Raw genomic sequence first — 874 nt, forward strand, 5'->3', positions numbered from 1 at the left:
CGTACGAGCTGACCCGCCAAAGAAGCCGACCATGAATTATGGCTCAGCACCAATCTAAGCCAGTACTACGTTAAAAGCGATAGCAGTACCGCTTAGCTTCTTCTTTCTTCCATCGCTCTCGGTAACTTTTTCATCTAAGAATATTACCGAGAGTGATAAAAGTGAATTTAAATTCACCCTATTCGCTATTTTCCTGTAAAAAGACCTGATTATTTCTAAAAAGACATTGCAGATTTCGAAATCTATGCGACAATTCGCACTCACTTTGAGACCTGCCACACACTATTACCGTCTCAAGGCACTCGCTTTTTTGTAGTCATGCACCTAAATGGATTCAGGTACAGGAGAATTGGGATTTAATGGACGCCTTTACTTTAATAATAAGCTTGACGCTTGCCGTCGCCGGTTCCTTTTTATATCGAGACTATTCACGTTTTCTCCGTGGCGCATACGCTAAATACGGAAAAGTAGTGTCAATCCATCAAGTATTCTCTAGCCTTACTTCTCATGCCGACAATAGTACTAGCCAAACCTACGTTAAAAATGGTTTTTACCCTGTCATTGAGTACCCGCATGAAGGAGGCCCGGTTCGCTTTACCGCAATTGACCACTTAGCCTCAGGCAACTTCCACGTTGGCGACAAAGTAAAACTTCGTATTCTCAAAACTCGCCGCAAACACTCACGTACTTGCAAAACTTTTATTGCACTGATATCAATGATTAGCTTGCTAAGCCTAGGCATGATAGGTGCTGCAATAACCAGCAGCATCTATATTTCATTTGGGCAGGTTCTACTTGCCTCAATGGTAATTGCTGCAAGTTTATCAATTATGGTTTTATATCAGCGCGACCAAGACCAGCATTACATTCACGA

1 pseudogene is annotated in these 874 nt (G+C 42.1%); it reads left to right on the plus strand.

Annotation, left to right across the window (positions count from 1 at the left end):
• Window positions 1-359: 359 nt before the first annotated feature.
• A pseudogene (locus A3763_RS18565) lies at window positions 360-874 on the plus strand (hypothetical protein); the annotation flags it as partial.

It is taken from the genome of Oleiphilus sp. HI0128, from assembly GCF_001635365.1.